This is a genomic window from Geodermatophilus sp. SYSU D01176, assembly GCF_054050015.1.
The window spans coordinates 1-25,701 of record NZ_JBJGYN010000059.1 but is presented as its reverse complement, the minus strand read 5'-3'; the positions used below and the strand labels follow the sequence as shown (position 1 = coordinate 25,701).

Here is a 25,701-nt window from a genome sequence, read left to right as displayed (position 1 = left end):
CCCCGCCGCGTGGGGCGGGAGCGCCCCCGCCGCCCGCCCCCCCCCCCCCCCCCCCCCCCCCCCCCCCCCCCCCCCCCCCCCCCCCCCCCCCCCCCCCCCCCCCCCCCCCCCTCCACGCGGGGCCTCGGCTCACCGCTCCTCCTCCGCCTCGCGGAGGGACAGCGCGTGCTCAGCGAGCGCGTCGACCAGCGGGCCGACGGCGGCGGTCTCGGGCTGGACGTCGACCCGCAGGCCGAACTCCTGCGCCGTGGCCGCGGTCTGCGGGCCGATCACCGCGACGACGGTCTTGGCGTGCGGCTTGCCGGCGATGCCGACCAGGTTGCGCACGGTGCTCGACGAGGTGAAGCACACCGCGTCGAAGCCGCCGCCCTTGATCGCCTCGCGCACCGGCGCGGGCGGCGGGGCGGCCCGGACGGTGCGGTAGGCGGTGACGTCGTCGATCTCCCAGCCGCGCTCCTTGAGCCCGGCGGCGAGGGTCTCGGTGGCGATGTCGGCGCGGGGCAGCAGCACCCGGTCGATCGGGTCGAGCACGTCGTCGTACTCGGGGAAGTCGGCCAGCAGGCCCTCGCTGGACTGCTCCCCGCTGGGCACCAGCTCCGGCACGATGCCGAAGGCGCGCACCGCGTCGGCGGTGGACTGGCCGACGCAGGCGACCTTGACCCCGGCGAACGCGCGGGCGTCGAGGCCGAGCTCGACGAACTTCTCCCGCACGGCCTTCACCGCGTTGACCGAGGTGAAGACGATCCAGCCGTAGCGGCCGGTGACCAGGCCCTTGATGGCGCGGTCCATCTGCGCGGGGCTGCGCGGCGGCTCCACGGCGATCGTGGGCACCTCGACCGGGACTGCGCCGTAGGCCCGCAGCCGGTCGCTCATCTCGCCGGCCTGGTCCTTGGTGCGCGGCACCAGCACCCGCCAGCCGAACAGCGGCCGGCTCTCCCACCAGGACAGCCGGGCGCGCTTGTCGACGGCCGACCCGACGGTGGCCACGACCGGGCCGGTGACGGCGTCCAGCCCGGCGTCCTTCTCGGCGACGGCGGCGAGCTTGGCGACCACGCTCTTCTGCCCGGTGCCCGAGCCGCCGGTGGTGACGACCACCGGGGTGCCGGCGGACAGGCCGCCCTCGACCAGCCGCGCGGCGGCGTCGGGGAGGTCCTCGGCGTTGCCCTGCAGCACCAGCGGCGCGTCCAGGCTCTTGGCGGCGGCGGCCAGCGCGGCCAGGTGGGCCTCGCCCCCGCGCAGGTCCGCGGACAGCGAGGTGCCGCCGAGGGCGACACCGGCGAACGCCGGGACGGCGGTCGCGGAGGCGACGCCGGGGACGACGTCGAAGCCGACCGAGGTGCGGCCGACGGCCAGCACCTCCTTGACCACGTCGTCGGAGGTGAACGGGTCACCGGCGACCAGCCGGACGACGGTGCCACCGGCCTTGGCGGCGGCCACGGCGGCCTTGGCCACCTCGGCCGGCTCGCCCGCCGCGGGGGTCAGCTCCAGCTCGGGCCGGTCGGCGCGGACGGCCTCGGCGATCGCCGGCGGGACGTCGGGGTCGACGAGGACGGTGTGGGCCGAGGCGAGCGCCGCGGTCGCGCGGGCGGTCAGCATCCCGGGGTCGCCCGGGCCGGCGCCGACGAAGACGACCCTGCCGGCCGCCGCGCCGTTCTTGCGCGTCATGTCCTGCTCCTAGGTTCTGCCCGGTAGGGCTCTGATGACATGGCCCCGGAGGGCTCGTGTGCGGGGGTACGGGGGCCCGGGGTCTGCTGCCCGGCCCGAGGGGTGGAGTTCACCGGGACGCCGCCATGAGCTCGGCGGCGCCGCGGTCGAGGAGGTCCGCGGCGAGCTCCCGGCCGAGCCGCTCGGCCTCGGCCGGCGGTCCGGTGGTCGAGCCGCGGACGCCGTCGCTGCCGTCCAGCGCGGTGACCGAGGCACGGAGGAACAGCTCGGGGCCGTCCTCGCCCTCGGCCAGCTCGGCGTACGCGGCGACCGGCGCGCTGCAGCCAGCCTCCAGCGCCGCCAGCGTGGTCCGCTCGGCGACCACGCAGGCCCGGGTGCCGGCGTCCTCGAGGGCGGCGAGCAGCTGCCGGGTGCGCTCGTCGTCGCTGCGGCACTCCACGGCCAGCGCGCCCTGCGCCGGCGCGGGGAGGACCTGCAGCGGGTCGAGGGTCTCGGTGACGGCGGACAGCTGGCCGAGCCGGGACAGCCCGGCGCGGGCCAGCACGACGGCGTCCAGGTCGCCCGGCACGACCCTGGCCATCCGGGTGTCCACGTTGCCGCGGATCGGCACCACCTCGAGGCCGAGCCCGAGGGCGCGCAGCTGCGCGACCCGGCGCGGGGCGCCGGTGCCCACCCTCGACCCCGGCGGCAGCTCGCCCAGGGTGAGGCCGTCGCGGGCGACCAGCGCGTCGCGCGGGTCCTCCCGCGGCGGGACGGCGGCGATGGTCAGCCCCGGCTCGGGCAGCGTGGGCAGGTCCTTGTAGCTGTGGACGGCGACGTCGACGGTGCCCTCGAGCAGCGCCTGCCGGATCGCCGTCACGAACACGCCGGTACCGCCGAGCTGGGCGATCGCCGCCGAGGAGCGGTCGCCCTCGGTGCTGATGTGCACAAGCTGCACCGGCACGCCGCTGGCCGCGGTGATCGCGTCGGCCACCGCCTGCGACTGGGTGGTCGCCAGCCGGCTCGCCCGGGTGCCCAGCCGGAGCGTGGCGGTGCTGATCGTCACGTCGTCCCCCCGGGGCGCAGCTCGTCGGGGTCGACGGCGACGGCCTCGGCCAGGTTGGTCCGCGCGGGGAGCACCTCGGCGTCGATGCCGAGGCCGAACAGGGCCCGCAGCGCGTCGGCGTAGTCCACCCCGCCAGGTGCGCTGGCCAGCTCCTTGACCCGCACGGTCGGCTCGTGCAGCAGCTTGTCGACGACGCGGCGCACGGTCCGGGCCACCTCGGCGCGGGCGCGGGCGTCGAGGTCCGGGACGCGCGCGGACAGCCGCAGCAGCTCGGCGTCGACCACCTCGGCGGCCTGGCTGCGCAGCGCGGAGACCGTGGGCGCCACCGCGGCGGCCTGCCGCTCGGCGCGCAGCAGCGCGGTCTCGGCCTCGATGAGGGCGTGCGCCGCGGCGACGTCGTCCGCCGCCACCGGGCTCGCGGACGCGTGCCCGTCGGCGCCCCGCTCGCCCTGCAGGAGGGCTCCGCTCCTCTCGCCCTGCAGGAGGGCTCCGCTCCTCTCGCCCTGCAGGAGGGCCAGGTCGACCACGTGCACACCGGGGAGCGCGGCCACGCCGGGGTCGACGTCGCGGGGCAGCGCCAGGTCGATGACGACCAGGGGCCGGTCCGGCCGGGCGGCCATCGCACCGGCCACCACCTCGGTGCCGACCACGAGGCCGCGGGCACCGGTGCAGGTGACCAGCACGTCGGCGGCGGCGATCTCCGCCGGCAGGTCGGCGAGCTCGGCGGTCCGGCCCTCGACGGAGGCGGCCAGCCGCTCGGCGTGCGCGGGGGTGCGGCTGAGGATGGTCACCCGGGCGCCGCGGCGGGCCAGCGTGGTGGCGGCCAGCGCCCCCATCGAGCCCGCGCCGACGACGAGCACCGGCCGGCCCTCGAGGGAGCCGATCCGCTCCTCGGCGCGGTCGAGGGAGACCGACACCAGCGAGGCGCCGGCCTTGTCGATCCCGGTCTCGGAGTGGACCCGCTTGCCCACCCGCAGCGCCCGCTGCGCGACCGGGTGCAGCACCCGCCCGACGGTGCCCTGCTCGCGGGCCAGCGCGTAGGCGTTGCGCAGCTGGCCGAGGACCTGGGTCTCGCCGACGACCATGGAGTCCAGTCCCGCGGCGACGGTGAACAGGTGCGCGACGGCCTGGTCCTCGTAGTGGACGGTCACGTACGGGGAGAGCTCCTCCACCGTCGCGCCGGCCTGCCGGGCCAGCACCCGGCTGACGTCGGTGACGCCGCCGTGGAACCGGTCCACCTCGGCGAAGACCTCGACCCGGTTGCAGGTCGCGAGCACGATCGCCTCGCTGACGTGGTCGCCGCCGATCAGCTCGTGCAGCGCCTTGACGGTGTCGTCGGCGCCCATCGCGAACTGCTCGAGCAGCGCTACGGGAGCGGTCTGGTGGCTCACGCCGACGGCCAGGAGGCTCATGCCGTCACCTCCACGGCCGGCGCCGCGCTGCCGCGCTGCTGACCGAGGAAGGCGAGCACCTGCAGTTCGACGGAGAGGTCGACCTGGCGGACGTCGACCCCCGCGGGCGCGTTCAGCGCCACCGGCGCGAAGTTCAAGATGCTCCTCACCCCGGCCGCGGTCAGCCGGTCGCAGACCGACTGGGCGACGTCGGCCGGTGTCGCGATGACCCCGATCGTGGCCGCCGTCGCGGCCACCACCTCGTCCAGCTCGGCCATCGGGCGCACCGGCTGACCACCGATCCGGCGGCCGACGCGGTCCGGGGCGGCGTCGAAGAGTCCGACGAAGCGGAACCCGCGGCTGCCGAAGCCGGCGTAGTCGGCCAGGGCCGTGCCCAGGTTGCCGATCCCGACCAGCACGCACGGACGGGACCGCTCGACCCCGAGGACGCGGGCGATGCGGTCACGCAGCGCCGCCACCTCGTAGCCCACCCCGCGGACCCCGCACGGGCCCAGGTGGGAGAGGTCCTTGCGCAGCCCGGCCGGGTTGACGCCCGCCGCCGAGGCCAGCTCACCGGAGGAGACGTTGCTGCGGCCGCCGTCGGCCAGACCGGCGAGCACGCGCAGGTACACGGCCAGGCGGGCGACGGTGGCCTCCGGGATCCGGGGCCGGGGTGAGGACACGGGCCTACTCCACAACGGTCGCGCCCGAGGTCCGGCGGGTGCCGGATGCGGTCGAACGACATCGGGGACCCGGGCGGTCGGCCGCCCGGCGACCGCCACGGTAACCGCTTGTGAACGCAGGAACAAAGTCGCCGGGGGGCCGGGAGGCCGCTCCGCAGCGCAGACGCGCCCCGCTGTGGTGGACACCATACCCCGCGTCTCGCCGAGCACCCCGGCCGGAGCAAGGACCCCCTCGCCCCCCACCGCTCGCAAGCTCGCGACGGGACCCTGCAAGGGGGCCAGGTCCCTTCTACCGCAGACCGAGGTCCCGGCGCAGTCGGGGGACGTCGACCGTGAAGTAGGAGTGCTCCTGACCGTCGAGCAGCACCACCGGCACCCGGTCGCCGTACTCGGCCTGCAGCTCGGGGTCGGCGTCCACGTCGACGGCCGCGACCGTGAGCCCGGCCTCGGCGGCGATCCGCTCGAGGGTCTCCGCGGCCACCGCGCACAGGTGGCAGTCGGCGCGGGTCAGCAGCTGCAGCCGCGGTGCGTCAGCGGTCACCGTCGTCCCCGGACGTCGGCTCGTCGACGCGGGCCAGGCCCAGCTCGCGCAGCCGCGCCCGGCTGACCTTGCCGGTCAGCGAGTGCGGCAGCGCGGACAGTACCTGCACCGACGTCGGCACCTTGTACCGCGCGAGGGACGCCGCGGCGTGCTCGCGGAGCTCCTCGAAGGCGAGCTCCCGGCCCGGGCGCAGCGCGACCACGGCCCGGACGGCGGCACCGGTCTGCGGGTCGGGCACACCGATGACCGCGCTCTCCGCGACCGCCGGGTGCGTGTCGAGCACCCGCTCCACCTCGGCCGGGTAGACGTTGAAGCCGCTGACCAGGATCAGGTCGCTGCGCCGGTCGACCAGGTGCAGGTCGCCGTCCTCGTCTGCGTAGGCGAGGTCCCCGGTGGCCAGCCAGCCCTCGGCGTCCGGGCCGTCGATGCCGTCGGGCCAGTACCCGGAGAAGAGGTTGGCGCCGCGCACCCAGATCTCGCCGGGGCCGTCCTGGGCGAGCTCGCCGGGTGCGGCCTCCTCGTCCTCCACCGGCTCGTGCAGCGCGGTGTCGCGCAGCTGCAGCTCCACCCCGGGTATCGGGCCGCCGATGCAGGACGGCTTGGCCCGCCCGGTCGCCAGCGTGCTGGCCACCACCGGACCGGCCTCGGTGAGCCCGTAGCCCTCCCAGACGGGAACCGCGGCCCGCTCGCGCATCGCCGTCCAGACGTCCGCGGGGAGCGGCGCGGCGCCCGAGGAGGCGATCCGGACGGCGGCGAAGGCACGGCGCAGGCCGGCGTCGGACCCGGCGGCATCGGCGACGGCCAGCCAGGCCTGGTACACCGGCGGGGCACCCGGGATCGCGGTGACCTCCTCGCGGGCCATGAGCTCCAGCGACGCCACCGGGTCGAAGGACTCCACGAGCACCGCGCAGGCCCCCGTGGCCGCGACCAGGCCGAAGCCGGCGTTGAGGCCGTAGACGTGGAACAGCGGCAGCACCAGCAGGACGCGGTCGTCGGGCCGGACCGGCGGCGGGTCCATCCGCAGGCACTGCTCCTGGTTGGCCCGCAGGGCCGCAGCCGTGAGGATCGCGCCGCGCGGCCGGCCGGTGGTCCCGCTGGTGTAGGCGAGGAAGGCCGGGGTGTCCGGGGCCTCGGGGACCGCGGGCGGTGCGGCGTCGTCCGCGGGCGGGCCGGCGACCACCGGCACGCCGGCCGCCTGCGGCCGGTCCCCGGCCGCGACGAGCAGCGACGCGGCGGAGTCGGTGAGGACGTACTCCAGCTCCGGGTCGGTGTAGGCGGTGTTCACCGGGACGACGACCAGTCCTGCGCGCAGCGCACCCAGCGTCGCCCGCAGCCAGTCGACGCCGTTGGGCAGCTGGACCGCCACCCGGTCGCCCGGCGCCAGGCCGCGGGCGGCGTACCCCGCGGCCACGCGGTCCACCAGCGCGTCCAGCTCGCTCCAGGTCAGCCGCTGCTCGCCGGCCACGACGGCCGGCGCGTCCGCCCGGTCCCGGGCCGCGGCGCGCACGAGGGCGGACAGCGAGCTACCGACGTCGGTCATGCACCTCTCCTCCGGTGGAGCCCTCCCGGCCGTCCGCGATCCGCCTCACGGCGGCCGGAACGGGGTGGCGTGGACGGGCTGCAGCGATGTTGTCACCATGGGCTCCGACCCGCAGCACTGCGACCGCGTTCGGCCGGGCGCCGTGGGCCGGGGACGACGGGGTCTCCGGCGGGTGGACGGGAGGACGGACGCATGCCACGGTCGCGCCCTGCGGACGAGCGCGTGTCCGCAGCCGCGTCCGGCGGGTCACGTCCGCGCCCCACGCCCTACCCGCGGACCGCCGGCGACACACTGCCCCCTCCGGAACCCCTGTCGCCGGACGCCGTCCCCGGCCCGGACGCGACCGAGCCGGACGAGGCCGCGCAGGGGATCGCCGAGCGGGAGCTCGCCGAGGAGCTGGCCGCCCTCGGCGCGGTGGTCCCCCCGCCCGCGGTCGACGTGTGGGCGCTGGTCCGCCGGGTGCAGGACGGCGACGCGGAGGCGTTCGGCGGCCTGTACGACCACTACGTCCCGATGGTCCACCGGTACCTGCTGCACCGGGTGGGCGACCGCGCGCAGGCCGAGGACTTCACCAGCGAGACCTTCGTCCGCGCGCTGCGCCGGATCGACTCGCTGTCCTTCCAGGGGCGCGACGTCGGGGCCTGGCTGGTGACGATCGCCCGCAACATCGTCCGCGACCACGTGAAGAGCAGCCGGTTCCGGCTGGAGGTCACCACCGCGGACATGCGCGATGCCGACCGCGCCACGGACGGCCCGGAGGACGCCGTCGTGCAGGCGCTGACCAACGAGCAGCTGCTGGCCTGCATCCGGCAGCTGGGCAGCGAGCAGCAGGAGTGCATCTCGCTGCGCTTCCTGCAGGGGCTCTCGGTGGCCGAGACCGCCGCGGTCATGGGCAAGAAGGACGGTGCGATCAAGGCGCTCCAGCACCGGGCGGTGCGCCGGCTGGCGAGCCTGTTGCCGGAGGGGTTGCGGTGAACACCACAGCACCCACTCGCCGGCACCCCGTAACGACCGGATCGGCGGCGTCGTTCCCCGGGTGGAGGCGCTCTCCCGACCGATCCCCCGGAGGCACGAGGTGACCACGCACGACGGCGCGACGCCGCCGGCCGCCCGGCGCACCGCCGTGCGCGACGGGGAGGACGCGGTGGTCGCCCGCCTGCAGCAGCTGGCGGCCGACCTCGACGACGCACCGGACCCGCGGTTCCGGGCCGCCACCCGCGACCGGCTGGTCGCGATGGCCGCGGTCCGCACGCCCCAGCCGGCCCCCCGCTCCGGTCTGCGCCGACTCCTGGCCCCGCGCGCGGACGGCGGCCCCCCGCCGGCCTGGCGCACCCGGCTGACCGCCGGCCTGGCGGGTGCGGCGATTGCCGTCACCGCCCTCGGCACGCTGGCGGCGCTGTCCGCCGACGCGCGGCCCGGCGACGCGCTGTACGGGGTGAAGCGCGGCACCGAGCAGACCCAGCTCGCCCTCGCCGGCGACGACCGGGGCCTGACGCTGCTGGAGTTCGCCGGGACCCGCCTCGACGAGCTCGCCGCCCTGACCGACCCCGGGGCCGCCGACGTGCGCGACCTGCTCGGCACCATGGAAGCCCAGACCCGGGAGGCCACCGCGCTGCTCACCGCGCAGGCGGTCGCCGGCCGCGACGCCGCCCTCGTGGACGAGCTGGCCGACTGGGCCGGCCGGCAGGGCGCGGAGCTGGCCGCGCTGCGGCCCGGCCTGCCGGAGGGCGCGGCGGCCGCGTCCCTCGACGTGCTGGCCGACGTCACCGACCGGGCCACCGGCGTGCTGACCGCACTGGGCTGCGCCGCCGGACCGGCCACCGCCGGCACCGACGAGCTGGGACCGGTCCCCGTCGCGTGCCCGAGCGAGGTCCCCGCCACCGGCACGCCCACCGACGAGGCGCCACCGTCCGACACCGACGTCCCCTCCGACGACGAGCCGTCGTCCGAGGACGTCGACGACCCTGCCGGCACCGCCCCGCCGGCGCCGCAGCCAGGACCCGCGCCGGCCGCACCCACCGCCGGGAGCGGCACCGGCGGCGACCGGGGCAGCCCGCCGGCGTCCCGCAGCGACGGGGGGACGGCGCCGGTGCCGCCCCCGGCGCCGGACACCCCGCCCGTCGGTGAGCGGCCGCCGCCCCGGCCGGAGCTGCCGCGGCCGGCCCCGGTGGTCCCCGCGGCACCCTCGGCCCCGGTGCTGGACCTCCCCCTGGTGGACACCTGCATCGGGCGCCTCGTCTGCTGAGTCGGCGCGGGCCGGGGCCGCCCGGGGTCCCCGGCCGCCGCGGCCTCGGCCGCCACTAGGGTCGGGACCGGTGAGCCACCCGCCGCCCGGAAGGGCGGTGGAGGAAGCGACAGTGGAGGTCGTCGTGCCGGGACTGCCCTTCCGTGGCCGCCGCGCGCGCTCGGCGGCCCTGCTGGACGAGGAGACGCGGGCGCACGTCGCCGGTGCCGCCTCGGCCGCGGCCGCCGAGGTCGAGCCCGCGCCGGCCGTCGTCCCGGACATGACCGCCGCGGCGTTCTTCGACGTCGACAACACGATGATGGTGGGCGCGTCGATCTTCTGGTTCGCCCGCGGTCTGGCGGCCCGGAAGTACCTCACGGCCCGCGACATGTCCCGTTTCGTGTGGCAGCAGGCCAAGTTCCGGATCGCCGGCAACGAGAGCGCCGACGACATGCACACGATCCGGGAGAGTGCGCTGGCCTTCGTCGCCGGGCGCCCGGTGACCGAGATCGTCCAGGCCGGCGAGGAGATCTACGACGAGCTCATGGCCGACCGGATTTGGGCCGGCACCCGGGTGCTCGCCCAGCAGCACCTCGACGCCGGGCAGCGGGTCTGGCTCGTGACGGCGACGCCGGTGGAGCTGGCCAGCATCATCGCCCACCGGCTGGGCCTGACCGGCGCGCTCGGCACCGTCTCCGAGGTCGTCGACGGGCACTACACCGGGCGGCTGGTCGGCGAGCTGATGCACGGCGAGGCCAAGGCGGAGGCGGTCCGGGCGCTGGCCGAGCGGGAGGGCCTGGACCTCTCCCGCTGCACCGCCTACAGCGACAGCTCCAACGACCTGCCGATGCTCACGCTCGCCGGCCGCGCGGTCGCGGTGAACCCCGACACCGAGCTGCGGGCGGTGGCCCGGTCCCGCGGCTGGGAGATCAAGGACTTCCGGACCGGCCGCAAGGCCGCGAAGACCGTCGTCCCGACCGTGGCGGCCGCCGCGCTCTCCGGCGGCCTGGTCGGTGGCGCGCTCGCGCTGCGCCGCCGGAAACTCTCCTGACCGTCGCGCTCCGCGCGCCGACCGCGGCCACGTGCCGTCCCCGACCTGCGTGGAGCTCCGCCCGCCGCTCCTCGCGGAGGCCTCCGACCCCACTCGTCGGGGCGCCCCGCAGGGCGACCCGCTAGCTGAAGACGGACTTCCGCTGCAGGAGCAACTGGTAGAGCGACTGCTGGATGGTCTCGCGGACCTGGTCGGTGAGGTTGAAGACGAGCATCGGGTCCTCGGCGGCGGCCGGGCCGAAGGACGCCGTCTCGATCGGCTCGCCGAACGCGATCAGCCACTTCGACGGCAGCGGCACCAGCCCGAGCGGGCCCAGCGCCGGGAAGGTCGGCGTGATCGGGAAGTAGGGCAGGCCGAGCAGCCGGGCGAGGGTCTTGGAGTTGCCGATCATCGGGTAGGTCTCCTCGGCGCCGACGATGGCGCACGGGATGATCGGCGCACCGGTGCGCAGCGCGGCGGTGACGAAACCACCCCGGCCGAACCGCTGCAGGGTGTACCGCTCGCGGAACGGCTTGCCGATCCCCTTGAAGCCCTCGGGGAAGACCCCGACCAGCTCGCCACTGGTCAGCAGCCGCTCGGCGTCCTCGTTGCAGGCGAGCGTGGACCCGAGCTTGCGTGACAGCGAGCCGATGACCGGCAGGTCGAACACCAGGTCGGCGCCGAGCAGCCGCAGCCGGCGCCGGGCCGGGTGGTCGTCGTGCAGGGCGACCGTCGCCATCATCGCGTCGAGCGGCAGCGTCCCGGAGTGGTTGGCCACGACCAGGCCACCGCCGGTGTCGGGCACGTTCTCCACGCCGTGGGTCTCTACCCGGAACCAGCGGGAGAACAGCGGCCGCAGGGCCGGCAGCAGCACGTGGTCGGTGAGGTCGGGGTCGAAGCCGAACTCGTCGGTGGCGTAGTCGCCGGTCAGCCGCCGGCGGAGGAACTCCAGCCCGCCGGCGACCTGTTCCTCCCAGGAGGGTGACGACGGCGGCGGGACCCGGGGCTCCTCGTCGTCCGGGCGCAGCGGGATGACCCGCGCCTCAGGCATCGCGCACCGCCCGCAGGGCGGGGGACGGCGGGGACGGCCGGAACCGCTCCCCCACCGAGCCCGCCGTCGCGCCGATGCGGGCCACGAGGTCCTGCGCGGCCGAGGTCACCCCGGCGATCACCTCCGGGGGGACGACCGGCGTCACGGTGGCCGCGTAGTCGGCCAGCGCCTGCTCGGTGGTGTAGCGCGGGGTGTAGCCGAACTCCCCACGCAGGACGGTGGTGTCGACGACGCGGCCGAAGTTGAGGAAGCGCATCTGCTCCGGGGAGTAGTCGACGTACCCGAACCGGCGGGTGAGCCGGCCCAGCGACCCCAGCGCTGGAGAGGGCAGCGGCACCTGCAGCCGGCCCAGCCGGCGGATCAGCTGCGACAGCAGCAGCGTGCCCTCCCCGCCGACGTTGACGGTGCCGGCGAAGTCGCCGGTGGTGGCCCGCGTCAGCACGGCGAGGGCGTCGTCCTCGTGGAGCAACTGGACGCGGGCGTCGTAGCCGAGCGCCGTGGGCACCAGCGGCATGCGCAGGAAGTGCGTCAGCACCGAGTCGATGCGCGGACCGATGAAGTTGGTGAAGCGCAGCGCGGCCACGGCCACGTCGGGACGGCGGCGCGCGAAGGACCGGACGTAGCCCTCGATGTCGAGACTGTCCCGGGCGAAGCCCCCGGAGGGGACGCGGCGGGCCTGCATGGCCTCGGTGAAGACGGCGGGGTCGCGCGGGGAGGCGCCGTAGACGGCGCTGCTGGACTTCAGCACGAACCGGCGGACCGATGCGGCCCGCTGGCAGGCGGCCAGCAGTTGCATCGTGCCGATGACGTTGAGCTCCTTCATCGGCCCCCGCCCGCCGGAGCCGACGGGCGTGGAGCTGATGTTCATGTGCACGACCGTGTCGACCGAGGCCGTCGCGATGACCTTGCCGATCAACGGGTTGCGGATGTCGGCCCGCACGAACTCGGTGCGGCCCAGCCGGCGGAGCATCTCCGGCGACGGGGGGACCGTGTCCACCCCGATGACCCGCTCGATGGCGCGGTCCCGAGCGAGCTCGGCCGCCAGCGCACCGCCGAGCCACCGGCTCACACCGGTGACCAGGACGACTGCGGGCGGCACGAGCGTCAGCTCACTTCTTGTTGCGGCGCTGGACGCGGGTCTTCTTCAGCAGCTTGCGGTGCTTCTTCTTCGCCATCCGCTTGCGGCGCTTCTTGATGACCGAACCCATGTGCGTGCTCCCGACGTCGTTGCGGCGCGGCGGCCACCGTCGACCGGGAGGTCGCACCGGGCGCCGCGCGAGGTGATCAGCTCGTGTGCGACGACCCGGACCGGACCGGCCCCGGGCGTCGCTCGGCGTCCGAGCGTACCCGGCGCCCCCGCGGCGACGCTGCCGCGTGGGGTTGCCGGCGTCCGGACCCACCCGGAGGGGGTGGGGTGGTGCAGGTGACGTGCTGGAACGGCCTCCGTGCAGGGGCCCGCCACGAGCGTGCGAGCGGCGGGGGGCAAGAGGTCCTGCGTCAGGCGATGTCGGTGTAGGCGTCGCGCAGGTAGTCCTGGACGGCGCGCTCGGGGACGCGGAAGGAGCGGCCCACGCGGACGGCGGCGAGCTCACCGGCGTGCACCAGGCGGTACACGGTCATCTTGGAGACGCGCATCATGCTGGCGACCTCGGCGACCGTCAGGAAGGTGACGGCGGCGCGGGGGGCCGGGACCGGCGGGCGGCCGACGGGCATGGCGGCCGGGTGCTGCGGCGGGATCGGGCGGGCCATGGTGGCGGCCTGGATGGGCCGGCCGACGGGGCGCGGGCCGGGGACGCCGGGACGGGCGTAGGCGGCGGGAACGGTGCGCTGGGGCATGGTCATCTCTTCATCTCCGGACCTAGCACGCGTCGGGCGTCGGCTTCCCCACCGACTACGGGGCACGCACGTGCTGACACAGAGAGTAGGGGGACATGCGTGACAGAAGCGATGGAAGAAACGAACAGGGGGAACGGTCCGTCCTGGGCAGAACTACACCTATGTAGCTCGGTCGACATGTCCTCGGGCGCGTCGTCGACGACATGTCTCGGACCCGTCACGGATTGTCGATACATCGACGCTCCGTTGGGATACGGTCACCGGTCCCGTGCGGCCCGTCCGAGCTCCACCGAGCGGGCGTGCGCCGCCTCGATCGCCGCGATCAGCGCCGCGCGCACGCTGTGCCGCTCCAGCTCCCGGATGGCGGCGATCGTCGTCCCGCCGGGGCTGGTGACCGCCTCCCGCAGCTGCACCGGGTGCTCGCCGGAGTCGCGGAGCATGACCGCCGACCCCAGCGCGGTCTGCACGATGAGGTCCACGGCCAGGTCGCGGGGCAAGCCCAGCAGGATCCCGGCGTCGACCATCGCCTCGACCAGGTAGAAGAAGTAGGCCGGGCCGCTCCCCGACAGCGCCGTGACGGCGTCCTGCTGCGCCTCCGGCACCCGCCGCACCCGCCCGACGGCGGCCAGCAGCGCCTCGGCCTCGTCCAGGTGCCCCTCGTCGGCGTGCGCGCCGGCCGACAGCACGCTCATCCCCTCGTCGACCAGCGCCGGGGTGTTGGGCATGACCCGGACGACGGGGACGCCGTCGGGCAGCGCGGCCTCGATCGTCGACGTCGGGACGCCGGCCGCCACCGACACCACCAGGTGCCCGGTGTCGACCGAGCCCGCCAGCAGGCCGAGCAGCGTGCCGATGTCCTGCGGCTTGACCGCGAGCAGCAGCACCCGGGCACGGGCGGCGGCATCCGCCAGCCCCAGCACCGGGACGCCGTACCGGGCGGTCAGCTGCGCCGCGCGCTCGGGATGCCGCTCGCAGACGACGATCCCCTCGGCCCCGCCGCGGCGGACCAGGCCGGAGAGCAGCGCCTCGCCGATCTTCCCGCCGCCGATGATGGCCAGCCCGGAGCGGGCGGCCGCGCTCACGCGGCGCTCCCCGGACGCGGACGCAGGACCACCCGCACCCGGTACCCGCCGGCGACCAGCCGGCGCTGCTGCTCGCTGCGGACGTGCCACGGCATGACGTACTCCCAGGTGTCGGGGGCTCGGTCGTTCCAGGCGGCGCGCTCGCCGGCGAGGGCGACCAGCCGCGGGTCGGTGGTGCCGACGCCGGGCCGCCCGGCCCCGCTCATCAGCACGGTGAGGCAACGGACGAAGGCCAGGTCGGCGGCCGCGCGCCGCCGTCGGGACCGCTGCCCGCCGATCAGCCGCACCCGGCCGCCCGCCAGCGCGTGGCAGCGCTCCTCGGCGCCGGGGTCGGCCGCGCGGACCACCACGGTCGCCGGCCCGACCTGCGCACCGGAGAGGACGTCGAGCAGGCGGCGCACCGGCGGTGTGATCTGCGCGCGCACGGGGCCGAACCTAGTGCTCGGGGCGTGTGTCCCGTCGGGGGCCGGGGTAGCCGCCGCCGCATGGCAGGAGAACTGAACGGGTTGACGGTGGCCGTCCTCGCGACCGACGGGGTGGAGCAGGTCGAGCTCGACCGACCGTGGCAGGCCCTCGAGGAGGCCGGCGCGCTGCCGGAGCTGGTGTCGCTCGAGGCCGGGGAGATCACCGCCTACGAGCACATCGACAAGGGCGACACCAGGAAGGTGGACGCGGTGGTCAGCTCCGCCGACCCCGACGCCTACGGCGCGCTGGTCCTGCCCGGCGGCGTCATCAACGGCGACTTCGTCCGCGCCGACGCCGACGCCGTGGCCTTCGTCAAGGCGTTCTTCGACTCGGGCAAGCCGGTCGCGGCCATCTGCCACGCCGCGTGGGTGCTGGTCGAGGCCGACGTCGTCCGCGGGCGGCGGATGACCTCCTGGCCCTCCCTGCAGACCGACCTGCGCAACGCCGGCGCCACGTGGGTGGACGAGGAGGTCGTCGTCGACGGCAACCTGGTGACCAGCCGCAACCCCGACGACCTCGACGCGTTCACCGCCGCGATCGTGGAGCGGTTCGCCGCCGCCGACCAGGAGGACGAGGACTGATCAGCCGGTGGAGAGCAGGCCGGCGGCGGGCGCGATGGTGAGCAGGGTCCCGGCGAAGACGAGGACCGCCACCAGCCGCACGCCGGCCGCCTCCCGGTCCTGCCGCTGCCGCACCGCGCCGACGCCGCCGACCAGGCCGGCCACGGCGAGGGGGGCGAGCAGCACGGCCAGGTAGGGCAGCTGCTGCCAGAGCACGGTGAACAGAAAGTAGATACCGACACCGGCGGCGAGCGCGAGCACCAGCTCGCCGCCGAAGCGCAGCCAGGCCATCGCGCCCTCGCGGGGTGCCAGGCCCTCGTCCTCGAGCAGCGGCGGGTCGTCGGTCCGGACGACGGGGATCGGGCCGGTCCGCGGCCCCGCGTCGGTCGCCGTCGCCGCCCGCGGCGCCCGTTCCCGGGCCGCCCGCTCGCGGGGTGCGCGTTCCCGCGGCCGCCCCTCCCGCACGCCGTCGTCGCCGGTCGTGCCCGGTGCGGCCGCACCTGGGACGCCGGGCTTGCGAGAGGGCCGCAGCCCGGGGATGGCCGCGGTCGAGGGTTCGTGCTGCCCGCGCCCGGCCCGCCGCTCGGGGACCGGGGTGGCGTCCCCGGGCCGGTCGGTGGCGCGCCGTCCGAACTGCGGCCGCTCGGCCACCCGTCCGGTGTCCCCCGAGCCGCGCTGGCGGACGCCGGTGTCCTCGAGTTCATCCCCGCGCCGGCGCCGGCCACGGGTCGGCGACTCGACCCCGGCCTCGCGCAGGATGTCGGCCAGCGGCCGCCCGCCGGTCTCCGGATCGCGGCGCCCCTCGCCGCGGCTGCCGGCAGGAGTGCTCATCTCTCGTCCTCCAACGAGTCCAGTCGCCGGAGGATGACGCCCTCCCGCAGCGCCCACGGGCAGATCCGGACGGACGGTACGTCCAGTGCCCGCATCGCGGCCCGCGCCACGACGGCGCCACCGGGGATCTGGTGCGCGCGGTCGGGCGACACGCCCTGCAGCTCGGCCAGCGCCGAGGACTCGATGCGGGCCACGAAGCCCAGCAGCTGGCCCAGCCCGTCGAGGGTCAGCTGGCGCGGGGCGCGCAACCCCGCGGAGTAGGGCGCCGCGCCGGTCAGCCGGGCCAGCGTGCGGAAGGTCTTCGAGGTCGCGGCGACCAGGTCCGGCGGCCCGCCGCCCAGCAGCTTCTTCGCGGCCGGCCGCAGCAGGTCGGCGGCGTGCTCGTCGAGCTCGGCGAGCGCGGCCAGGTCCGGGCGCCCGCCGGAGCGCGCCTCGGGCAGGTACCGGCGGGTCATCCGGCCGGCGCCCAGCGGGAGCGACAACGCGACGTCGGGGTCCTCGTCGATCCCGCTGGCCAGTTCCAGCGACCCGCCGCCGATGTCGAGCACGAGCAGCCGCCCGGCGCTCCACCCGAACCAGCGGCGGACGGCGAGGAAGGTCAGCCGCGCCTCCTCCTCGCCGCTGGTCACCTGCAGCTGCACACCGGTCTTCTCCCGGACCCGCTCCAGCACCTCCATGCCGTTGCGGGCCTCGCGGATGGCGGAGGTGACCAGCGCGAGCACCTCGTCGCAGCCCTGCTTCTCGGCCTGCTCGCACGCCTTGCGCACCGCTCGGAGCAGCGCCTTCTCGCCGTCCTTGGACAGCAGGTCGTCGTCGCCGACGTGCTCGGCGAGGCGCAGCAGCCACCGGTCGTCGTGCTGCGGTGTGGGGTGGCCGCCCCGATGGGCGTCGACCACGAGCAGGTGCACGGTGTTCGAGCCGACGTCCAGCACCCCGAGCCTCATGTGGTCAGTCTGCCTGGCCCCCTCCAGAGGCTCGCGCCGAGCGGAGCGAGGCGTGAGGCGGACGGGGTCCCTTCCCTAGGCTGGCCGCGTGCACGACGTCCCGCCCGAGGTGCCACTGGACTTCGCCCGGGAGTGGGTCGAGTTCCCCGACCCGGCCGATCCGCACCACGTGGTCCGGGCCGACCTGACCTGGCTGTCGTCGGCCTGGACGTGCGTCTTCGGCCGCGGCTGCGCCGGCGTCGTCGAGGGCCGCCCGGACGACGGCTGCTGCAGCCACGGCGCCTTCTTCACCGACGAGGACGACCTGGCCCGGGTCACCGCCGCCGTCGCCGACCTGCCCGACGAGGACTGGCAGCTCGCGCCGGTCGGCCGCGGCGCCTGGACCGAGGAGGACGACGCCGACGACGAGGGCGGCGTCCGGTCGCTGCGCACCCGGCTGGTCGACGGCGCCTGCGTCTTCCTCAACCGGCCCGGCTTCCCCGGCGGCACCGGCTGCGCGCTGCACCGCATGGCGCTGCGCGAGGGCCTGCACCCGCTGCTGACCAAGCCCGACGTGTGCTGGCAGCTGCCGGTGCGCCGCGAGCAGGAGGAGGTCGAGCGCCCCGACGGCACGACCGTGCTGGTGTCGAGCATCGGCGAGTTCGACCGCCGCGGCTGGGGGCCCGGCGGGCACGACCTGCACTGGTGGTGCACCGGCTCGCCCGCCGCCCACGTCTCCGCCGAGCCGCTCGTGGTCACCTACGCCGGGGAGCTCACCGCCCTCCTGGGGACGGCGGCCTACGAGGAGCTGCGGCGGTTGACCGAGGAGCGGCTGGACCGGGGCCTGGTCGCCCCGCACCCGGCCAGCCCGCCACCCGTGCCGGTGACGCTGCACCGCCGCCGTCCCTGACCGCTCCCCCGTCCGGGGGTCGGACGACACCGATCGGTCACCTCGCGCCACTACCCTCCCCCCGACGGGACGACGAGCGGACGGCGGGGACTGTGACCGAGGAGCGCGCGACCGCGGCCCCGACCCCGGCCGGGGAGCGGCCCGACAACGCCTTCCTCGCGCTGGTCCGCATCCCGGTGTTCCGCCGGCTGTGGGCGGCGATCACCGTCTCCAGCCTCGGCGACTGGCTGGGCCTGCTGGCCACGACGGCGATGGCCCAGCAGCTCACCCGCGAGGAGTCCCTGGCCGTGCAGGGCGCGGCGATCTCCGGCGTCATCCTCACCCGGCTGCTGCCGGACCTGGTGCTCGGCCCGCTGGCGGGGGCACTGGCCGACCGGCTGGACCGGCGGACGACGGTCGTCGTCGGCGAGCTGCTGGCGCTCACGCTGTACCTGTCCATCGCGGTCACCTACGAGCTGACCTGGCTCTACGTCGCCCAGTTCCTCGTCGAGGCGGTCGGGCTGTTCACCAACCCGGCCAAGCAGGCGATCTGGGTCTCGATCGTGCCCCGCGAGCGGCTCGCCGTCGCCAACCAGGTCTCGCTGTTCTCCGTGTACGGCGCCGTCCCCGTCGCGGCCCTGCTCTTCGCGCTGCTGTCCACCGTCAGCCGGCTGCTCGGCGAGGGGGACGGCACCGAGGCGCGGACCGCGATCGTCGTGGCCCTGGTCGTCAACGCCGGCAGCTTCGGCCTCAGCGCCGTGACCGTGCTGCTCTCCCGCCGGCTCATCCCCGGGACGCCGGTCGACCGGGACGGCGCACAGCGCAACGTGTTCTCGCTGGTCGTCGAGGGCGTGGCCTTCCTCCGCGGGCAGCCGTTCATGCGCGCCCTCTACGTCGGCGTCATCGGCGCGTTCGGGGCCGGCGGCCTCACCGTCGGCGTCGCGCAGCTCTACGTGGCCACCCTGCGGGCCGGTGCCGCCGGCTACTCGGTCGTGTTCGGCGTCGTCTTCACCGGTCTGGCGATCGGCATGCTGGCCGGCCCGCGCATCCTGCCCACGGTGCCGCGGCGCAGCGTCTTCACCCACGCCATCGGGCTGGCCGGCGTCACGCTGCTGGTGATGTCGCTGCTGCGGGACTTCGTGCTGGCCACCGCCGCGGCGTTCTGCGTGGGCCTGTTCGCCGGCGTCAGCTGGATCATCGGCTACACGCTGATCGGCTTCGAGGTGGAGGACCGGCTGCGCGGCCGAGTCTTCGCCTTCGTCATCTCCTCGGTGCGCATCGTGCTGCTGCTGGCGGTGGCGGTCGGCCCGGGCCTCGCGGGGCTGCTGGGCACCCACGACGTCCGCCTGGGCGACCTGGTGCTCACCCTGACCGGGCCCGGCCTGACGCTGATGGTCGGCGGGGTCATCGCGCTGCTGGTGAGCGCCTACGCCACCCGCCAGGTCGTGCCGGCGCGCTCGCGCACCCGGTTCCGCGACGTGCTGCGCCTGCTGTGGGGGCGCTCGGACCTGTTCTCCGCCGCCTCCAGCGGCGTCGGGCTGTTCGTGGTCGTGGAGGGGGCCGACCGCGAGCTCACCCGCCGGTACACCGCGGACCTGGCGCAGGTGCTGCGCGGCTGCGGCTGCCCGGTCGAGGTGACCTCCGAGCCCAGCGACACCCGGCTGGGCAGGCAGGTGCGCGGCCTGCTCTTCCCGCCCCCGCCCGGCTCGGGCACCGGCTTCCCGCAGCAGGAGCCCACGGTCGACGACACCGGCCGCCCGATCGGCGCGCACACCGCGGCGCTGCTGGCCGCCGCCGACCGCGCGCAGCACGTCGCGACCGTGGTCCGCCCCGCCCTCGAGCGCAACCGGGTGGTCGTCAACACCCACTACGTCGACACCTCCATCGCCTTCCACGGCGCCGGTCAGGGCCTCGACGCCGACCGCATCTTCCGGACGTCGCTGTGGGCCACCCGCGGGCTGCTGCCCGACCTAACGGTGGTCGTCGACTCGCCCGTCACCTCGGCCCCGGCGGGCGCGGATGCCGAGGCGGTGCGCCGGGCCTTCCTCGCGCAGGCGGAGGCCGCGCCGGACCGCTACGTCGTCGTCCCCGGGGAGCTCCTGGGTAGCAGCGGCAGCGACGGGCTGGTCTCCCCCGTCGTCCGGCGCCGGCTGGCCGGCCTGGTGGCCACCCGCTACCCCGCCGCACAGGCCTCCCCGGCACCGACCGTGCCGGAGACCCGCAGCACGCCCTCTCCGGCTACCGCGGAACGGGCGGGTCGCTCCGTAGGCTGACCCGGTGAGCGAGCTGCCGCACTGGACGGCCGAGGACACCGAGGACGTCGTCTGCTGCCTGTGCCGGGTGCCCGGCACGCTGGTGCACGACGTCGCCCCGTTCGGGGTGGTCCGCTGCCCGCAGTGCGAGCTGGTCTTCATCAGCCCACGGCTGCGCCCGGAGGCGCTGCAGCGGCTCTACGACGACGTGGGCTACTTCGAGGGCGGCGTCTACGGCTCGTCCGTCTCCTCCGACGACGGCGCCCCCTCGGCCGAGGCGCGGCTCTCCCCGGCGATGCTGCTGCAGCGCACCTGGACGGCGGGCCGGCTGGCGATGGTCGACCGCGAACGGGGCGGCGCGGCGGCGGGCGGACGGCTGCTCGAGGTCGGTGCCGGTTACGGCCTGTTCCTGGCCGCGGCCCGGGAGGCCGGCTGGACGACGTCGGGCGTCGAGCTCTCCCGCACCGGCGCCAAGCACGCCCAGGACACGCTCGGTCTCGACGTGTTCTGCGGCCAGCTCGAGGAGGCGCCGCTGGAACCGGGCGTCGACGTCGTCTGCGCCTGGGACACCGTCGAGCACGTGCCCGACCCGCTGTCCTTCTGGCGGACGGTGCGCGGGCTGGTCGCCGACGACGGCGTCGTGCTGTTCTCGACGCCCTACGTCTCCTCGCTGCCGGCCCGGCTGCTGGGCACCCGCTGGTGGACGCTCAAGCCGACCGAGCACATCTGGCACTTCACCCCGCGCACGCACGCGCTGCTGCTCGCCCGGGCCGGGCTGGCGCTGACCCGCGTGGTGCGCAACCCGCTGGCCCCGGCCAACGCCGGGCGGCTGGACTCGCTGGTCGGCGTCGCCCGGCCGATCCCCGGGACCTGAGCCCCCGGCGATTTCCGCGGAAACCGCCGGACCCGGGACTCAGGCGGCCCGGTCGTCGTCGGCCGCGGTGAGCGCGCGGCGGAAGGTCTGCCGGTAGGCACGCGGGGAGACGCCACGGCGGCGGGTGAACTGCTCGCGGAAGCCGGCGGCGGTGCCGAACCCGACCAGCCGGGCCACCTCCTCGACCGGGGCGTCGCTGCCCTCCAGCAGCGCCTCGGCGGCGGCCAGCCGCTGGGCGAGCAGCCAGGCGTGCGGCGTCGTCCCCGTGGTGGCCTTGAACCGCCGCGCGAAGGTGCGCGGGCTCATCAGCGCGCGGCGGGCGAGCACCTCGACGCTGACGTCGTCGGCGAGATGGGCCTGCGCCCACTCCAGGACCGCGCCGAGCAGGTCGTCCTCGACCTCGGCGACCGGGGCGTCGATGAACTGGGCCTGCCCGCCGTCGCGGTGCGGCGGCACCACCATCTCCCGCGCCAGCGCGTTGGCCGCCGCGGCACCCCACTCGCGGCGCACCAGGTGGAGCAGGGTGTCGACGCCGGCCGCCGTCCCGGCGCCGGTGAGGATCCGGCCGTTGTCCACGTAGAGCACCGAGGGGTCCACCTCGACGGCGGGATAGCGGGCGGCCAGCTCGCCGGCGTACTTCCAGTGGGTGGTGACCCGCTTGCCGTCGAGCAGCCCCGCCTCGGCGAGCACGAAGGCACCCGTGCAGTGGCTGACGATCGTGGCGCCGCGGGCGTAGGCCTCACGCAGGGCGTCGAGCAGCGCGGGCGAGGGCACGCGGTCGCACAGCTCCCACGCCGTGATCGAGACGATGTCCGAGCGGGCCAGCCGCTCCAGCCCGTGCTCCACCGTGATGGGGATGCCGGTGTCGGTGCGCAGCACCCCCGGCGCCTCGGTGACCAGCGCGAAGTCGAAGCGCGGCAGCCCCATGTGCCGACGGTCGTAGCCGAAGACCTCGGCGCACACACCGAGCCCGAAGCTGCCGACGAGACCGTCGGCGACCACGACGCTCACGGCCAGCGGACGACCGGTTCCTGCCATGCCGACAGTATGGCAGGAACCTTGCGATCCACGTCACTCCTGCCACTCGTCGGGACGAGGCTCCGGGAGCACGCTCATCGCATGTTCCTGATCACCTGCCCCGTGACGAACACGGACGAGTTGGTCGCCGAGCGGCGCATCCGCTCGGTGGTCAACCACCCGACCCACATCGCACTGCACGTCGAGTGCCCCTGCGGCGGCGTGCACGTCTACCGCACCGGCCGCCGGTGGGAGTCCGCCCGCCGTGCGGCTGCGACCTCTCGACCTGCGCCGGAGCTCGCTCCGGCCTAGGCTCGAACACATGAGCGAACCGACTGCCAACGACGACCGCAGCGCCCAGAAGGACCCGTCGGACTGGGTGACCGGCGACGAGCCCGCCACCGGCGCGCAGAAGAGCTACCTGGACACGCTGGCCCGTGAGGCCGGCGAGGACGTGCCGGACGACATCACCAAGGCCGACGCCTCACGCAAGATCGACGAACTGCAGGACGAGACCGGCCGGGGCCAGTAGCCCGGCCGGGCCCCTCCTCGAGAGGCTCGACGCACGCCGGGGGCGGTACCTGGCCGCGGTGCCGTCGAGGAGTGGGCCCCGGAGGGGTCCGCGACGAGGCGGCGGTGGAGCTCCGCACCGGCCGGGAACGGCACCTGGGGGCGGTGCCGTCGAGGAGTGGCCCCGGAGGGGTCCGCGACGAGGCGGCGGTGGAGCTCCGCACCGGTCGGGAACGGCACCTGGCCGCGGTGCCGTCGAGGAGTGGGCCCCGGAGGGGTCCGCGACGAGGCGGCGGTGGAGCTCCGCACCGGTCGGGAACGGCACCTGGCCGCGGTGTCGGCCGGTAGGCCGACGAGCTGTCAAGCCTCGAGCTTGTAACCGAGGCCGCGGACGGTCACCAGGTACTTGGGGTTGGCCGGGTCCGGCTCGATCTTGGCGCGCAGCCGCTTGACGTGGACGTCGAGGGTCTTGGTGTCGCCCACGTAGTCCGACCCCCACACCCGGTCGATGAGCTGACCCCGGGTGAGGACCCGCCCGGCGTTGCGCAGCAGCAGCTCGAGCAGGTCGAACTCCTTGAGCGGCAGGGCCACCGGCTCGCCGTCCACCGAGACGACGTGCCGCTGGACGTCCATGCGCACCGGACCGGCCTCCAGGGCCGACTCCGCCGGCGCGTCGACGTCGCCGCGGCGGCGCAGCACCGCGCGGATGCGGGCGACCAGCTCGCGGGCCGAGTACGGCTTGGTGACGTAGTCGTCGGCGCCGAGCTCCAGGCCGACGACCTTGTCGACCTCGGCGTCCTTGGCGGTGAGCATGATGATCGGCACGCCGCTGCGGGAACGCAGTTGCCGGCAGACCTCTGTCCCGGGCAGCCCCGGCAGCATGAGGTCGAGGAGGACGACGTCGGCGCCGCCGCGGTCGAACTCGGCGAGCGCCTCCGGCCCGGTGCCGGCCACGACCGGGTCGAACCCCTCCTTCCGGAGCATGTACGACAGCGCGTCGGAGAAGGACTCCTCGTCCTCCACGACCAGCACTCGGGTCATGACCGTCCCTTCGGGGCGTCTGCGGCGGACGGGCCGCCGGCGAGGTCGTGCTCGGCCGGCTCGTCACCGGCGGGTCCAGGGGTGCGCGGTGCGGCGGCCTCGGCGGCCAGGGGGATCCGCAGGGTGAACGTCGAGCCGAGGCCCTCCTCGCTCCACACGCTCACCGAACCGCCGTGGTTGGTGGCGACGTGCTTGACGATCGCCAGCCCGAGACCGGTGCCGCCGGTGCGGCTGGCCCGGGACTGGTCGACCCGGTAGAAGCGCTCGAACACCCGCGAGCGGTCCTCCCGCGGGATGCCGATTCCGCTGTCGGTCACGGTGATCTCGGCGAAGCCGGCCAGGGCCCGGGCGCCGACGGCGATCCGGGTCCGCTCGGCGCTGTAGGCGACGGCGTTGGCCAGCAGGTTGGTCACCGCGGTGGCCAGCTGCGACTCCACGCCGCGCACCACCAGCCCGCCCTGGCCGCCGGAGACGATCGCGATCTGCCTGGCCGTCGCGGCCAGCTTGGTGCGGTCGACCGCCTCGGCGATGACCGTGTCCACCTCGACCGGTTCCAGCTCGGGCAGCGGCTCGCCGCCCTGCAGCCGGGACAGGTCGATCAGCTCGCGGACCAGGCGGGCCAGCCGGTCGGCCTCGTGCGTCATCCGGGTGGCGAAGCGGCGCACCGTGTCCGGGTCGTCGGCGGCGTCCTCGATCGCCTCGGCCAGCAGCGACAGCGCGCCGACCGGGGTCTTCAGCTCGTGGCCGACGTTGGCGACGAAGTCCCGGCGGACCGCCTCCACGCGGCGGGCTTCCGTCACGTCCTGCAGCACCAGCGCCACCGCCGTCCCCGACCCGCGCTCCAGCCGCACACCCAGGACGCCGACCTGCCGCGGGCCCCCGCCGACGACCGCGGCGGGCAGGGAGACCTCGGCGCGGCGGCGGCCACCGTCGCGCACCGCGCGGGCAAGCTCCAGCAGCTCGGGCACCAGCAACCGGGTCTCGCGGACGATGCCCAGGGATCGCGCGGCCGGGTTTGCCAGCAGGACGACGTCACCCGGGTCGAGCAGGACGACGGCGGGGTCGATCAGGTCGAGCAGCCGACGGGCGAGGACCGCCTCGGGCGCCGAGCCCTCGGCCGGCGCGGCGTGCTCGGCATCGGGGCGCCGGGCCCGCATCAGGAGGGCAGCGGCCAGTACACCACCGACCACGCCGACGACGAGGCCGGCCAGCAGGGCGACCGACGAGCTCACGCGCCGATGCTAGGCCGCGGCGACCCCCCGACATCCCCCGTCCGGGTGATCGCAGGACCCCGGACCGTGACTGTTCACGTTCCCGTGCACACCCGTTCACCGCCGGGGCGGTACCAGGTGGACTGGCGGTCCTACCCTCGGGGTCCAGAGATCGTCGGGGCCTCGAACAGCGAGTACCCCGAGTGATGTGCCACGGCCTTCGGGGCCGACGAGGAGGACGACGGTGCGGCAGCACTACCACGAGGAACTCGACGACATCAACAACTGTCTGGTCGAGATGGCGAACTCGGTCGGCTCGGCGATGAGCAGGGCGACGAGGGCCCTGCTGGATGCTGACATCGAGCTGGCGAACCTGGTCATCGAGGGCGACGAGCACATCGACGCGACCCGGGAGAGCATCGAGCAGCGGTGCTTCACCCTGCTGGCCCGGCAGGCGCCGGTCGCCACGGACCTGCGCACCATCACCGCGGCGATGCGGATCATCAGCGACCTCGAGCGGATGGGCGACCTCGCCGTCCACGTCGCCAAGCTGGCGCGGATGCGCTTCCCGGAGCACGCCGTCCCCCAGGAGCTGCGGCCGATCTTCCTGCAGGCCGGGCACGTCGCCGAGAGCCTGGTGGCGCAGACCGCGACCGTCATCGCCAAGCTCGACGTCGAGGCGGCCGCTGCGCTGGAGGCCGAGGACGACCTGATGGACCAGCTGCACCGGCAGCTGTTCAACGAGCTGCTCGGCAAGGACTGGGAGCACGGCATGGAGGCGGCCATCGACATCACCCTGCTCGGCCGCTACTACGAGCGCTTCGCCGACCACGCGGTCAGCGTCGCGCGCCGGGTCGTCTACCTGGTCACCGGCGAGCGGGAGATGCACGCGTCCGCCGATTAGTCGGCCGACCGGCCGACACCCCGGCTCGATGCCGTCCCCCTACTCGACCACGACACGGCAGTGGGGGGGGGGGGGGGGGGGGGGGGGGGGGTCGCGGGGGGGGGGGGGGGGGGGGGGGGGGGGGGGGCTGGCGCGC

27 protein-coding genes are annotated in these 25,701 nt (G+C 75.6%); 10 read left to right on the top strand and 17 right to left on the bottom strand.

Annotated features, from left to right (window positions below; all coding sequences use genetic code 11):
• Positions 1 to 129: 129 nt before the first annotated feature.
• The 6 genes from ACI78Z_RS22005 to ACI78Z_RS21980 all read right to left on the bottom strand — a co-directional run bounded on the left by ACI78Z_RS22005 (position 130) and on the right by ACI78Z_RS21980 (position 6,865).
• On the bottom strand, positions 130 to 1,665 hold the full coding sequence (locus tag ACI78Z_RS22005; RefSeq protein WP_457038664.1) for a uroporphyrinogen-III synthase: 1,536 nt from the start codon (positions 1,663 to 1,665) through the stop codon (positions 130 to 132).
• A gap of 109 nt (positions 1,666 to 1,774) precedes the next feature.
• The gene (gene hemC, locus ACI78Z_RS22000) at positions 1,775 to 2,710 is read right to left on the bottom strand and encodes a hydroxymethylbilane synthase (protein WP_457038663.1); all 936 of its coding nucleotides are present in this window, start codon (positions 2,708 to 2,710) and stop codon (positions 1,775 to 1,777) included.
• Positions 2,707 to 4,122, bottom strand: coding sequence for a glutamyl-tRNA reductase (locus tag ACI78Z_RS21995; protein WP_457038662.1), 1,416 nt, complete (start codon positions 4,120 to 4,122; stop codon positions 2,707 to 2,709). Before ACI78Z_RS21995 ends, hemC begins: the two co-directional genes overlap by 4 nt.
• Positions 4,119 to 4,784 carry a redox-sensing transcriptional repressor Rex gene (locus ACI78Z_RS21990; protein ID WP_457038661.1) on the bottom strand — a complete coding sequence of 222 codons (666 nt, stop codon included), beginning with the start codon at positions 4,782 to 4,784 and terminating at the stop codon, positions 4,119 to 4,121. The genes ACI78Z_RS21995 and ACI78Z_RS21990 overlap by 4 nt, the downstream gene beginning before the upstream one ends.
• 289 nt (positions 4,785 to 5,073) lie before the next feature.
• Positions 5,074 to 5,325 carry a glutaredoxin family protein gene (locus ACI78Z_RS21985; protein ID WP_457038660.1) on the bottom strand — a complete coding sequence of 84 codons (252 nt, stop codon included), beginning with the start codon at positions 5,323 to 5,325 and terminating at the stop codon, positions 5,074 to 5,076.
• Positions 5,315 to 6,865 carry an AMP-binding protein gene (locus ACI78Z_RS21980; protein ID WP_457038659.1) on the bottom strand — a complete coding sequence of 517 codons (1,551 nt, stop codon included), beginning with the start codon at positions 6,863 to 6,865 and terminating at the stop codon, positions 5,315 to 5,317. The genes ACI78Z_RS21985 and ACI78Z_RS21980 overlap by 11 nt, the downstream gene beginning before the upstream one ends.
• 222 nt (positions 6,866 to 7,087) lie before the next feature.
• Here ACI78Z_RS21980 and ACI78Z_RS21975 point away from each other — a divergent pair, with 222 nt between their 5' ends.
• The 3 genes from ACI78Z_RS21975 to ACI78Z_RS21965 all read left to right on the top strand — a co-directional run bounded on the left by ACI78Z_RS21975 (position 7,088) and on the right by ACI78Z_RS21965 (position 10,140).
• Positions 7,088 to 7,840, top strand: a complete 753-nt coding sequence (locus tag ACI78Z_RS21975) for a sigma-70 family RNA polymerase sigma factor (RefSeq protein WP_457038658.1) — start codon at positions 7,088 to 7,090, stop codon at positions 7,838 to 7,840.
• 100 nt (positions 7,841 to 7,940) lie between these two features.
• Positions 7,941 to 9,110 (top strand): DUF5667 domain-containing protein, encoded by a 1,170-nt coding sequence (locus ACI78Z_RS21970; protein ID WP_457038657.1) that lies wholly within the window; start codon positions 7,941 to 7,943, stop codon positions 9,108 to 9,110.
• 124 nt (positions 9,111 to 9,234) lie between these two features.
• The gene (locus ACI78Z_RS21965; protein WP_457038656.1) at positions 9,235 to 10,140 is read left to right on the top strand and encodes an HAD family hydrolase; all 906 of its coding nucleotides are present in this window, start codon (positions 9,235 to 9,237) and stop codon (positions 10,138 to 10,140) included.
• Positions 10,141 to 10,261: 121 nt separating this feature from the next.
• Here ACI78Z_RS21965 and ACI78Z_RS21960 read toward each other — a convergent pair whose 3' ends face one another.
• The 6 genes from ACI78Z_RS21960 to ACI78Z_RS21935 form a co-directional block, all read right to left on the bottom strand.
• Positions 10,262 to 11,170: a lysophospholipid acyltransferase family protein gene (locus ACI78Z_RS21960; RefSeq protein ID WP_457038655.1), complete on the bottom strand. Its 909-nt coding sequence runs from the start codon at positions 11,168 to 11,170 to the stop codon at positions 10,262 to 10,264.
• Positions 11,163 to 12,269 carry an NAD-dependent epimerase/dehydratase family protein gene (locus ACI78Z_RS21955; RefSeq protein WP_457038654.1) on the bottom strand — a complete coding sequence of 369 codons (1,107 nt, stop codon included), beginning with the start codon at positions 12,267 to 12,269 and terminating at the stop codon, positions 11,163 to 11,165. Before ACI78Z_RS21955 ends, ACI78Z_RS21960 begins: the two co-directional genes overlap by 8 nt.
• Positions 12,270 to 12,279: 10 nt before the next feature.
• The gene (locus ACI78Z_RS21950) at positions 12,280 to 12,378 is read right to left on the bottom strand and encodes a 30S ribosomal protein bS22 (RefSeq protein ID WP_012854759.1); all 99 of its coding nucleotides are present in this window, start codon (positions 12,376 to 12,378) and stop codon (positions 12,280 to 12,282) included.
• A 289-nt stretch (positions 12,379 to 12,667) separates the two neighbouring features.
• Positions 12,668 to 13,012 (bottom strand): helix-turn-helix domain-containing protein, encoded by a 345-nt coding sequence (locus ACI78Z_RS21945; protein WP_243697575.1) that lies wholly within the window; start codon positions 13,010 to 13,012, stop codon positions 12,668 to 12,670.
• Between the two features lie 251 nt (positions 13,013 to 13,263).
• The gene (gene proC, locus ACI78Z_RS21940; RefSeq protein ID WP_457038653.1) at positions 13,264 to 14,088 is read right to left on the bottom strand and encodes a pyrroline-5-carboxylate reductase; all 825 of its coding nucleotides are present in this window, start codon (positions 14,086 to 14,088) and stop codon (positions 13,264 to 13,266) included.
• Entirely contained in the window at positions 14,085 to 14,513 is a 429-nt protein-coding gene (locus tag ACI78Z_RS21935; protein WP_457038652.1) for a hypothetical protein, read from the bottom strand. The genes proC and ACI78Z_RS21935 overlap by 4 nt, the downstream gene beginning before the upstream one ends.
• A 60-nt stretch (positions 14,514 to 14,573) precedes the next feature.
• Between ACI78Z_RS21935 and ACI78Z_RS21930 the strand changes: the two genes are divergently transcribed.
• Positions 14,574 to 15,134, top strand: coding sequence for a type 1 glutamine amidotransferase domain-containing protein (locus tag ACI78Z_RS21930; RefSeq protein ID WP_457038651.1), 561 nt, complete (start codon positions 14,574 to 14,576; stop codon positions 15,132 to 15,134).
• Here the strand turns inward: ACI78Z_RS21930 and ACI78Z_RS21925 are convergent, their stop codons facing one another.
• On the bottom strand, positions 15,135 to 15,944 hold the full coding sequence (locus tag ACI78Z_RS21925; RefSeq protein ID WP_457038650.1) for a hypothetical protein: 810 nt from the start codon (positions 15,942 to 15,944) through the stop codon (positions 15,135 to 15,137). It abuts the gene before it with no gap.
• Positions 15,941 to 16,888: a Ppx/GppA phosphatase family protein gene (locus ACI78Z_RS21920; protein ID WP_457038649.1), complete on the bottom strand. Its 948-nt coding sequence runs from the start codon at positions 16,886 to 16,888 to the stop codon at positions 15,941 to 15,943. The genes ACI78Z_RS21925 and ACI78Z_RS21920 overlap by 4 nt, the downstream gene beginning before the upstream one ends.
• A gap of 88 nt (positions 16,889 to 16,976) precedes the next feature.
• Here ACI78Z_RS21920 and ACI78Z_RS21915 point away from each other — a divergent pair, with 88 nt between their 5' ends.
• The 3 genes from ACI78Z_RS21915 (at position 16,977) to ACI78Z_RS21905 (ending at position 20,882) form a co-directional block, all read left to right on the top strand.
• Positions 16,977 to 17,777, top strand: a complete 801-nt coding sequence (locus ACI78Z_RS21915; protein ID WP_457038648.1) for a hypothetical protein — start codon at positions 16,977 to 16,979, stop codon at positions 17,775 to 17,777.
• A gap of 92 nt (positions 17,778 to 17,869) precedes the next feature.
• Positions 17,870 to 20,029, top strand: a complete 2,160-nt coding sequence (locus ACI78Z_RS21910; RefSeq protein ID WP_457038647.1) for a bifunctional MFS transporter/dTMP kinase — start codon at positions 17,870 to 17,872, stop codon at positions 20,027 to 20,029.
• Between the two features lie 4 nt (positions 20,030 to 20,033).
• Positions 20,034 to 20,882 (top strand): class I SAM-dependent methyltransferase, encoded by an 849-nt coding sequence (locus ACI78Z_RS21905; RefSeq protein ID WP_457038646.1) that lies wholly within the window; start codon positions 20,034 to 20,036, stop codon positions 20,880 to 20,882.
• A gap of 39 nt (positions 20,883 to 20,921) precedes the next feature.
• Here the strand turns inward: ACI78Z_RS21905 and ACI78Z_RS21900 are convergent, their stop codons facing one another.
• On the bottom strand, positions 20,922 to 21,920 hold the full coding sequence (locus ACI78Z_RS21900) for a helix-turn-helix domain-containing protein (RefSeq protein ID WP_457038645.1): 999 nt from the start codon (positions 21,918 to 21,920) through the stop codon (positions 20,922 to 20,924).
• An 81-nt stretch (positions 21,921 to 22,001) separates the two neighbouring features.
• On the opposite strand from ACI78Z_RS21900, the gene ACI78Z_RS21895 reads away from it, so the two are divergent.
• Positions 22,002 to 22,211 carry a hypothetical protein gene (locus tag ACI78Z_RS21895; protein ID WP_457038644.1) on the top strand — a complete coding sequence of 70 codons (210 nt, stop codon included), beginning with the start codon at positions 22,002 to 22,004 and terminating at the stop codon, positions 22,209 to 22,211.
• 10 nt (positions 22,212 to 22,221) lie between these two features.
• Positions 22,222 to 22,431, top strand: a complete 210-nt coding sequence (locus ACI78Z_RS21890) for a DUF3072 domain-containing protein (protein ID WP_457038643.1) — start codon at positions 22,222 to 22,224, stop codon at positions 22,429 to 22,431.
• Positions 22,432 to 22,769: 338 nt separating this feature from the next.
• On the opposite strand, the gene ACI78Z_RS21885 is transcribed toward ACI78Z_RS21890, so the two are convergent.
• Complete coding sequence (locus tag ACI78Z_RS21885) at positions 22,770 to 23,450, bottom strand: winged helix-turn-helix domain-containing protein (protein WP_457038642.1); 681 nt, start codon at positions 23,448 to 23,450, stop codon at positions 22,770 to 22,772.
• The gene (locus ACI78Z_RS21880) at positions 23,447 to 24,682 is read right to left on the bottom strand and encodes a sensor histidine kinase (protein WP_457038641.1); all 1,236 of its coding nucleotides are present in this window, start codon (positions 24,680 to 24,682) and stop codon (positions 23,447 to 23,449) included. Before ACI78Z_RS21880 ends, ACI78Z_RS21885 begins: the two co-directional genes overlap by 4 nt.
• 223 nt (positions 24,683 to 24,905) lie before the next feature.
• On the opposite strand from ACI78Z_RS21880, the gene phoU reads away from it, so the two are divergent.
• On the top strand, positions 24,906 to 25,565 hold the full coding sequence (gene phoU, locus ACI78Z_RS21875; RefSeq protein ID WP_457038640.1) for a phosphate signaling complex protein PhoU: 660 nt from the start codon (positions 24,906 to 24,908) through the stop codon (positions 25,563 to 25,565).
• Positions 25,566 to 25,701: the final 136 nt, after the last annotated feature.

Excerpts from the sequence above, each read along its gene's own strand:
- ACI78Z_RS22005 (WP_457038664.1), bottom strand. The coding sequence starts at position 1,665 with ATGACGCGCAAGAACGGCGCGGCGGCCGGCAGGGTCGTCTTCGTCGGC.
- ACI78Z_RS21995 (WP_457038662.1), bottom strand. The coding sequence starts at position 4,122 with ATGAGCCTCCTGGCCGTCGGCGTGAGCCACCAGACCGCTCCCGTAGCG.
- ACI78Z_RS21980 (WP_457038659.1), bottom strand. The coding sequence starts at position 6,865 with ATGACCGACGTCGGTAGCTCGCTGTCCGCCCTCGTGCGCGCCGCGGCC.
- ACI78Z_RS21960 (WP_457038655.1), bottom strand. The coding sequence starts at position 11,170 with ATGCCTGAGGCGCGGGTCATCCCGCTGCGCCCGGACGACGAGGAGCCC.
- ACI78Z_RS21950 (WP_012854759.1), bottom strand. The coding sequence starts at position 12,378 with ATGGGTTCGGTCATCAAGAAGCGCCGCAAGCGGATGGCGAAGAAGAAG.
- ACI78Z_RS21945 (WP_243697575.1), bottom strand. The coding sequence starts at position 13,012 with ATGACCATGCCCCAGCGCACCGTTCCCGCCGCCTACGCCCGTCCCGGC.
- ACI78Z_RS21930 (WP_457038651.1), top strand. The coding sequence starts at position 14,574 with ATGGCAGGAGAACTGAACGGGTTGACGGTGGCCGTCCTCGCGACCGAC.
- ACI78Z_RS21925 (WP_457038650.1), bottom strand. The coding sequence starts at position 15,944 with ATGAGCACTCCTGCCGGCAGCCGCGGCGAGGGGCGCCGCGATCCGGAG.
- ACI78Z_RS21920 (WP_457038649.1), bottom strand. The coding sequence starts at position 16,888 with ATGAGGCTCGGGGTGCTGGACGTCGGCTCGAACACCGTGCACCTGCTC.
- ACI78Z_RS21900 (WP_457038645.1), bottom strand. The coding sequence starts at position 21,920 with ATGGCAGGAACCGGTCGTCCGCTGGCCGTGAGCGTCGTGGTCGCCGAC.
- ACI78Z_RS21895 (WP_457038644.1), top strand. The coding sequence starts at position 22,002 with ATGTTCCTGATCACCTGCCCCGTGACGAACACGGACGAGTTGGTCGCC.
- ACI78Z_RS21890 (WP_457038643.1), top strand. The coding sequence starts at position 22,222 with ATGAGCGAACCGACTGCCAACGACGACCGCAGCGCCCAGAAGGACCCG.
- ACI78Z_RS21885 (WP_457038642.1), bottom strand. The coding sequence starts at position 23,450 with ATGACCCGAGTGCTGGTCGTGGAGGACGAGGAGTCCTTCTCCGACGCG.